The 7,568-nt window shown below is 73.3% G+C and carries 8 protein-coding genes; 4 read left to right on the top strand and 4 right to left on the bottom strand.

The annotated features are described in order from the left end of the window. Nucleotides 1-212 precede the first annotated feature (212 nt). Nucleotides 213-938 (top strand): hypothetical protein, encoded by a 726-nt coding sequence (locus tag AB0I91_RS44375; RefSeq protein ID WP_499642301.1) that lies wholly within the window; start codon nt 213-215, stop codon nt 936-938. A gap of 7 nt (nt 939-945) precedes the next feature. Here the strand turns inward: AB0I91_RS44375 and sigJ are convergent, their stop codons facing one another. The 3 genes from sigJ to fdhD all read right to left on the bottom strand — a co-directional run bounded on the left by sigJ (nt 946) and on the right by fdhD (nt 3,987). Continuing rightward, on the bottom strand, nt 946-1,881 hold the full coding sequence (sigJ, locus tag AB0I91_RS44370) for an RNA polymerase sigma factor SigJ (RefSeq protein ID WP_498773953.1): 936 nt from the start codon (nt 1,879-1,881) through the stop codon (nt 946-948). Between the two features lie 10 nt (nt 1,882-1,891). Beyond that, complete coding sequence (locus AB0I91_RS44365) at nt 1,892-3,073, bottom strand: NAD(P)/FAD-dependent oxidoreductase (protein ID WP_499642298.1); 1,182 nt, start codon at nt 3,071-3,073, stop codon at nt 1,892-1,894. Between the two features lie 86 nt (nt 3,074-3,159). Further along, a complete protein-coding gene (fdhD, locus tag AB0I91_RS44360) occupies nt 3,160-3,987 on the bottom strand; it encodes a formate dehydrogenase accessory sulfurtransferase FdhD (protein ID WP_498773949.1) in 828 nt (275 codons plus the stop codon). 17 nt (nt 3,988-4,004) lie between these two features. Here fdhD and AB0I91_RS44355 point away from each other — a divergent pair, with 17 nt between their 5' ends. Further along, nucleotides 4,005-4,472, top strand: a complete 468-nt coding sequence (locus tag AB0I91_RS44355) for a hypothetical protein (RefSeq protein ID WP_498773947.1) — start codon at nt 4,005-4,007, stop codon at nt 4,470-4,472. Here AB0I91_RS44355 and AB0I91_RS44350 read toward each other — a convergent pair. Next, complete coding sequence (locus AB0I91_RS44350; protein ID WP_499642295.1) at nt 4,417-5,724, bottom strand: OFA family MFS transporter; 1,308 nt, start codon at nt 5,722-5,724, stop codon at nt 4,417-4,419. The two genes, AB0I91_RS44355 and AB0I91_RS44350, sit on opposite strands and share 56 nt — an antisense overlap. Before the next feature lie 90 nt (nt 5,725-5,814). Here AB0I91_RS44350 and AB0I91_RS44345 point away from each other — a divergent pair, with 90 nt between their 5' ends. After that, complete coding sequence (locus AB0I91_RS44345; protein ID WP_499642292.1) at nt 5,815-6,972, top strand: molybdopterin molybdotransferase MoeA; 1,158 nt, start codon at nt 5,815-5,817, stop codon at nt 6,970-6,972. Nucleotides 6,973-7,009: 37 nt separating this feature from the next. Beyond that, a complete protein-coding gene (locus tag AB0I91_RS44340) occupies nt 7,010-7,480 on the top strand; it encodes a formate dehydrogenase subunit gamma (protein WP_498773941.1) in 471 nt (156 codons plus the stop codon). Nucleotides 7,481-7,568: the final 88 nt, after the last annotated feature.

Genomic DNA, 7,568 nt, shown 5'->3' with positions numbered 1-7,568 from the left:
GGGTGCCATAGGCTGGACGAAGCCGGGCAGGCCTGGCGGGTGCTTTTTCCGCCAGGCCTGCCCGGCTTTGGCCTGCCTGGGGTGCCCGTAAGGGCCCCATGTCAAATCGAGCCGGACCCGAGTGGACCCGCTCCGACCCGACCCGAGCGGAACCGGATCGGGGTGGGTTACGTCGTTGTGGGTGGGGGTCAGCGACAAGACGGGGCAGGCGAGTGACCGATACCTACCGCATCTCGATCGACGACAGGTCGGGAGCGACGTTGCGTGGACGGGTGCACATCATCAACCCCGACGCCGAGGAGGTGCCGCCCGGTCGGGACTTCGCGTTGCGGATGATCGTCGAGGTGTGGCACCGGATCCGGCACGGGTACTTCTTCACCTCCGGCGAGGGGAACCTGCCCGACGACCGGCTGCACCTCGAGCTGGACGAGTTGGCCGGCGTGGTGGAGGAACCGGGGCTGAAGTCGTCGTTCGAGCTGCTCATGGGGTTGGACCACGGCAGGCCCGTCTACCTGTCGGAGGAGCAGGTGGCCGAGATCCGGGCGGTGCACGGGATCCGCGACCACGAGGAGAAGCGGGCGGCCAGGCAGGGGTTGATGGAGAGGTACGGCGTCGCGTCGCTCTCGGTCGGCAACGATGGCAGGCCGTTCGTGCGGACCGAGCGTGATGCCCGCGCGTTCTACGAACGGGCGTGTGAGGTCATTGCCGACTACCGCCTCGGCGAGGTGCGGAACTGGCCGCCGCCGTGGGACTTCGGCGATGAGGACGACGAGGAGTACGACGAGGACGCGTACGCGGACAAGTTGGCCGCGATGACGCTGGAGGACTACCCGTACGCCGAGTTCACGATCACCGTGGACGACGTTCGCCACGTCGCGCACATGGGCGGCGGGCTCCACTTCGCCACGGCCATCCACGGCGAGTTCGACTGGCGGTGATCGCCGGTCACCACGAGTCGAGGAGCGGGGCGTCGTGCTCGTGCCGTCGCCACTCCTCGCTGATGCGGCCGAGCCGGGCCGGTGAGGCCATGCCCCGGACGGACGCGATCTTGCCGTCGCGGACCTCCAGGACGCCGACGCCCACCACCCGGTCGTCCACCACGGCGATCATGGCCGGTGAGCCGTTGACCAGGCCGGCGTGGATCTCCAGGTTCCCGCCGACCAGCTTCCGCTTCGCCGGGGTCGGTTTGAAGCCGGCGCGCATGGCGGCGGCGACGCGTTCGGGGACGGAGTACCGCAGCAGCTTCTCGGTCAGCCCGGCGCCGTCGGAGATGGCGGTCGCGTCGTCGGTCAGCAGGGCCACCAGGCGTTCGGTCTGGCCGGAGGACGCGGCGGCGATGAACGCCTCGACGATCCGGCGCGCGGTGGCGCGGTCGACCTCGCCGTGGTTGCGGCCGGCGGCGACGTGGCGGCGGGCGCGGTGGGCGTGCTGCTGGCTCGCGGACTCGGTGATGTCGAGGATGTCGGCGATCTCGGCGTGGCTGTAGGAGAAGGCCTCGCGCAGGACGTAGACGGCGCGTTCGACCGGTGGCAGGCGTTCCATGAGCGTCAGCACCGCGAGGGTGACCGATTCGCGCTGCTCGAAGGTGTCGGCCGGGCCCAGCATCGGGTCGCCCTCGAGGAGCGGTTCGGGCAGCCAGGCGCCGACGGCGCGTTCGCGCCGCGTCTTCGCCGAGCGGAGCCGGTCGAGGGACAGGTTCGTGACCACCTTGGTCAGCCACGCCTCGGGCACGTCGATGTGGTCCCGGTCGGCGGCCTGCCAGCGCAGGAACGCGTCCTGCACGGCGTCCTCGGCGTCGGCGGCCGAGCCGAGCAGGCGGTAGGCCAACGAGGCCAGCCGGTCCCGGCTGGCCTCGAAACGCGCCACGGTCGCGCTGTCCATGGTGGTCACGCTAGGCGATGACCGCCTCGGTGGCGCGGGCGGGCGCGGTGGTGACGCGGTGCCTGCGGGTGGGCATCCCGAACGTCGGGTGGCCCATGCCGAAGGCCGCGCCGCGGAGGACGGCCGCCTTGAGGCGCGCGGCCGGGCGACCGCGCAGGGCCCAGGTCTTCGACCGCGCGTCGCCGTCGACCACCTGGAAGATCGCGTCCTTCCGACCCAGGCTGATGTGGTTGCCGACGTAGGCCAGCGAGGTCTTCGGGATCTCGCGACCGGTCAGGTCGCCGACGATCGCGGCCACCGCCTGCTTGGCGGTGTACCCGGCCGAGGCGCAGGACATCGGCAGCGGCCGGCCGTTCTCGCCGATGACGTGGACGCTGTCGCCGATGGCGTAGACCTCGGGGTGCGAGACCGACCGCATCATGCGGTCGACCACGATCTGGCCGGTGTCGGTGACGTCCAAGCCGCTGGCAGCGGCGATGGGGTGGACGGCGAAACCGGCCGCCCACACGGTGGCGTCGGCGGCGAGGGCGGTGCCGTCGACGGCGAGGGCCCGCGCTGCCTCGACGCGGTCGATGGTGGTGCGCTCGTGGACGGTGATGCCGAACCGGTCGAACGCCCGCAGCAGGTGGCGGCGGGCCTTCGGGCCGAGCCAGCCGCCCAGCTCGCCGCTGGTGGCGAGGGTGACGGCGAGTTCGGGCCGGGATTCGGCGATCTCGGTGGCGGTCTCGATCGCGGTCAGGTTGCCGCCGACGACCAGCACCGTCCCGTTGCCGTCCAGCTCGTCCAGGCGCTGCCGCAGGCGCAGCGCCGCGGGGCGGGCGGCGATGGGGAAGGCGTGCTCGGCCACGCCCGGGACGCCGTGGTCGGCGGCGGTGCTGCCGAGCGCGTAGAGGAGGGTGTCGTAGTCGAGCCGGTCGCCGCCGGTCAGGGTGACCGTCCGCTGCTCGGGGTCGACGGCGGCGACCCGCGCCAGTCGCAGGCGGATGCCGGTGCCCGCGAACAGCTCCGCCAGGTCGTAGCGGCGCAGGTCCTGGCCCGCGGCGAGCTGGTGCAGGCGCATCCGCTCGACGAAGTCGGGCTCGGCGTTGACCACGGTGATCTCGACGTCGTCGGCGTGCAGGCGGCGGGCGAGCTGTCCGGCGGCGTAGCCCCCGGCGTAGCCGGCTCCCAGGACGATGATGCGGTGCTTCATGTTCACGCTCCTGTCGGTTCGCTCGGCCTCTGAACGGGACAGCGCCGCGATCCCTGACAGGTTTCGAGTGTGGCGTGGGTCACCCCTCAGCGTTCGACCAGGCGGTGGCGGCCCGCGTAGACGTTCATCGACGTGCCGCGCAGGAAGCCCACCAGGGTCATGCCGACCTCCGCGGCCAAATCGACCGCCAGCGACGACGGCGCGGAGACGGCGGCGAGCACGGGGATGCCGGCCATCGCCGCCTTCTGCACCAGCTCGAACGACGCCCGGCCGCTCACCATGAGAACGGTGGAGGCGAGGGGCAGGCCGCGTTGCTTCAGGCCCCAGCCGACGACCTTGTCCACCGCGTTGTGCCGACCCACGTCCTCCCGCAGGCACAGCAGCTCGCCGTCCGCGTCGAAGAGGCCGGCCGCGTGCAGGCCGCCCGTGCGGTCGAAGACCCGCTGGGCGGCGCGCAGTTCGTCCGGCAGCACGGCGAGGGTCTCGGCGTCGACGGTGAGCGGGTCGTCCGCGACCGGCCAGGTGGCGCTGGTGCGCACCGCGTCGAGGCTCGCCTTGCCGCACAGGCCGCAGGACGACGTCATGTAGAAGTTGCGCTCGATCGACGGGTCGGGTGGTGGCACGCCGGCCGCAAGCACGACGTCCAGCACGTTGTAGGTGTTGCCGCCGTCGGCGGTCGCGCCGGCGCAGTAGCGGATCGAGGTGATGTGCTCCGCGGCGCGGACCACGCCCTCGCTGACCAGGAAACCCGCCGCCAGGTCGAAGTCGTCACCCGGCGTGCGCATGGTCACGGACAGCGGTTTGCCGCCGACGCGGACCTCGAGCGGCTCCTCCACGGTGAGGGTGTCGGCGCGGGCGTCGGCCACGCCGTCCACCACGCGCACTACCCGTCGCCTGCTCGTCACTCGTCCCATGTGGACACTCCTCCGTCGTGAGGCACAGCTCGGCGCACTCGGCCAGCAGGCGGCGCAGGGCCTGGTCGCGGTGCTCCCCCGCGGCGAGCGCCACGGCCCTGGTCGCGCGGTGGACCGCGAGCGCGGGCCACCACCTCGTCCAAGGGGCACGGGGGCGGCCCGCCGCGCGGAGGCAGTGCTCGACCAGGGCGTCCGTGCGGCGGGCGGTGGACGTGCCGATCAACGGCACCGCGAAGACCAGCAGCGCACGGCGGCCGTCCGGCGTGCTGAGGTCGTTCACGCAGCGGGCGACGGCACCCAGCACCGGGTGCACGGTCGCGGGCCGGTCGGTCCACTCCTCGTCCGCCAGCGTGGACACCAGTTCCAGCAGGCAGCAGCCGTGCGCGGGGGTGACGTGCCGCCCCGGCGCCAACCGGGGCAGCCGGGTGGTCACGACGCCTCGCGCGGGCGCGGCAGCAGCCGGTGGGGACGTCCCGGCCGGCTGAACCGCCCGCCCAGCGCCGCGCCCGCCACGCCCAGCACCGCGGCGGCGAGGAACGGGCCGGGGTAGCCGTGCGACACGACGACCAGGGACGCCAGGCCGACGCCGATGACGCCGCCGAGGGCCTTGGCGCTGTAGATGACGGCGAAGTTGAGCGGCGCGGTGCCCTCGCCGAAGTACTCGCGCACGAGTCCGACCAGCAACGAGTAGCAGCAGCTCGTGCCGAGACCGGCCACGCCCGCGCCGATCAGCAGGGCGACGGCGTCCTGCCGCTGACCGCCGAACAGCAGCACGAGCTGCGCGAGGCCGCCGGTCGCCATCGCCAGCCGCAACGTGAGCCGACGGCCGATCGCCTCCGAGATCCGGCCCGCGAGGATCCGCCCCGCGCCCGCCGACGCGGCCAGCACCGCCGGCCCCACCGCCGCGAACACCGTCCCGTCCGCGAAGGCCGCCAGGAACACCAGGTCGAACAGCGACACCGCCGCCGCGAACACCACCGTCACGTACATCGGCACGAGGACACCGCTGCGCAGCGCCTCCCCCGGCTTGAAGTGGCGGATGGCGGGGCGGTTGCTGCGGTGCGTGCGGAGTTCCCGGTGGCGCGGGTCGACGTCGGCGGGCCACCAGTTCGGCGGCGGGTCGCGCAACGGCAGGCCGCACGCGGTCACGACCACCAGCACGACCAGGGCCGCGACGGACAGGAACGCGGTCCGGTCGCCCCCGTCGAACCAGAGGCCGGCGGCCAGCGCGAACGGCACGCCGCCGAGCGCGAACGCGCCGGTGACCAGGGCGATCCGGCCGGTGACCCGGTCGGGGAACCAGCGGATGACGGTGCCGACGCACGTCGCGTAGACCAGGCCGGTGCCGACGCCGCCGACCAGCGAGTAGCCGAGGTAGAGGACCAGCAGGTGGTCGGCGGAGAGGGTGAGCAGGCCGATCGCACTGAGCACGGCGCCGAGGACGACGGCGTGGCGCGGTGGCAGCAGGCCGCGTTCGCGCAACCACGCGGCCGGGAACGCGATGCCCGCCTGGCACGCCGTCCAGAGCGCGAACGCCCAGCACAGCTCGACCAGGCTCCACCGCTGCTCCAACGCGGGCACCAAGGCGCCGAACCCGTACTGGGCGGTGCCGGTGACGAGCATGGCGATGCCGCTCAGCCACGCGATCCGGCTCCGCGGCCGGCCCAGCAGCTCGTGGTCCGACTCGCCGATGCGGTACCGGCGGCCGTAGACGTCGAGGACTTCACGCACCTGCATGAGGCTCACCCTCCTTGCAGATTGTATACAGTATTGAGTAGCCTACCGCCTTGTATGCATTCCTGAACACCCCTCAGGCGGGCGGACCCCATGCGCATCCCCTGGACCGAGGCGAGGCAGGCGGCCCGACAGGCGGCCAAGCCGCTGGACGTGGTGGAACTGCCGTTGGCGCAGGCGTTGGGCGCGGTGCTGGCGTCCCCGTTGCGCGCGTTGGTGGCCGTGCCGTCGTTCGACAACTCGGCGATGGACGGTTACGCGGTGGCCGGGCACGGGCCGTGGATCGTGGTCGGCCGGGTGCGGGCAGGTGGCGTGGCGGGCTCGCTGCACGGTGGTCAGGCGGTCGAGATCGCGACCGGCGCACCCGTGCCGTGCGGTGCGGACGCCGTGCTGCCGGTGGAGCACGCCGAGATCGCCGGCGCGCTGGTGATGGGTGACGTGGCGCCGGGTCGGCACATCCGGCGGGTCGGCGAGAGCTGCCCGGCCGGTGAGCTGCTGCTGCCGACGGGCGCGGTGGTGACGCCCGCCGTGCTCGGGCTGGCGGCGAGCGTCGGGCACGACCACCTCGCCGTGCACCGGCGTCCCCGGGTCGCCGCCGTGATGACCGGTGACGAGGTGGTGACCGCCGGCGCGCCGGGGCCGGGGCGGGTGCGTGACGCGATCGGACCCGTGCTGCCCGGGTTGGTGCGCGCGGCGGGCGGCGGGCACGCGGGGACCACCCACCTCGCCGACTTCCCCGGCGCGCTGGTCGAGGCGTTGTGGGAGATCGACGCGGACGTGGTGGTGGTCGGTGGCGCGACGTCCGTCGGGCCGGCCGATCACCTGCACGAGGCGTTGCGGGTGCTGCGCGCGGACGTGCGGGTGGACGGTGTCGCGTGCCGCCCGGGTCACCCGCAGGTGTTGGCCGTGCTGCCGGACGGGCGGTGCGTGGTCGGGCTGCCCGGCAACCCGTTCGCCGCGCTGGCCGCCGGCGTCACGTTGCTGGCGCCGCTGGTGGAGGCGTTGTCCGGGCGTGAGCCCGCGGCGGCGCGGACGGTCGGGTTGGCGGCGGTGCGGTCGCACGGGCACGACACGCGACTGGTGCCGGTGGTGGTGTCCGGGCGGGTGGGCGTCCCGGTGGGGCACGACCGGCCGGGGACGTTGCGGGGCGCGGCGTTGGCGGACGGGCTGGCGGTGGTGCCGCCCGGGTTCGGCGGCGGCGAGGTCGAGGTGCTGCCTGTCGCGGGCGGGTCCGGAGGCGTACAGTTTTGAATACGGTATACAGTCTGCGAGCGACAGTGGAGGCCACATGACCGTGGTGGAACGGGTGCTCGCCGTGATCGAGGCGCACCGCGGCGACAGGGGCGCGCTGCTCCCGATCCTGCACGGCATCCAGGCCGAGTTCGGCTACGTCGACCAGTCGGTGATCCCGCTGGTGGCCAAGGAGCTGAACCTGTCGCGGGCGGACGTGCACGGCGTCGTCACCTTCTACAGCGACTTCCGCAGCGAGCCCGCGGGCCGCGTCACGGTGCAGCTGTGCCGCGCCGAGGCGTGCCAGTCGGTCGGGTCCGAGCGCCTGGTCGCGCACGCCGAGGCCGCGTACGGCGTGAAGGTCGGCCAGACCAGCGCGGACGGCGCGGTCACCCTCGGCCAGGTGTTCTGCCTGGGCAACTGCGCCCTCGGACCCGCCGCCCGGGTAAACGGGCGGCTGCACGGACGACTCGACCCGGCCCGGCTGGACGCCGCGGTCGCCGCGGACTTCGAGATGGGGACGCCATGACACCCTCAGTGTCAACCTCAAGAATTAGATCAAGCGGCTGCGGCTTGGTCGGTGAGTCGTTGCGCGCCGCCGTGGAGTTCGGGGTCGT

Origin of the sequence: Actinosynnema sp. NPDC049800 (assembly GCF_040656635.1) — a bacterium.
Classification (GTDB): Bacteria; Actinomycetota; Actinomycetes; order Mycobacteriales; family Pseudonocardiaceae; genus Actinosynnema.
Note: the sequence above shows the minus strand (reverse complement) of the source record. Positions and strands in the feature narration are given on the sequence as shown.

Excerpts from the sequence above, each read along its gene's own strand:
- fdhD (WP_498773949.1), bottom strand. The coding sequence starts at position 3,987 with ATGGGACGAGTGACGAGCAGGCGACGGGTAGTGCGCGTGGTGGACGGC.
- AB0I91_RS44340 (WP_498773941.1), top strand. The coding sequence starts at position 7,010 with ATGACCGTGGTGGAACGGGTGCTCGCCGTGATCGAGGCGCACCGCGGC.
- AB0I91_RS44350 (WP_499642295.1), bottom strand. The coding sequence starts at position 5,724 with ATGCAGGTGCGTGAAGTCCTCGACGTCTACGGCCGCCGGTACCGCATC.
- sigJ (WP_498773953.1), bottom strand. The coding sequence starts at position 1,881 with ATGGACAGCGCGACCGTGGCGCGTTTCGAGGCCAGCCGGGACCGGCTG.
- AB0I91_RS44345 (WP_499642292.1), top strand. The coding sequence starts at position 5,815 with ATGCGCATCCCCTGGACCGAGGCGAGGCAGGCGGCCCGACAGGCGGCC.
- AB0I91_RS44365 (WP_499642298.1), bottom strand. The coding sequence starts at position 3,073 with ATGAAGCACCGCATCATCGTCCTGGGAGCCGGCTACGCCGGGGGCTAC.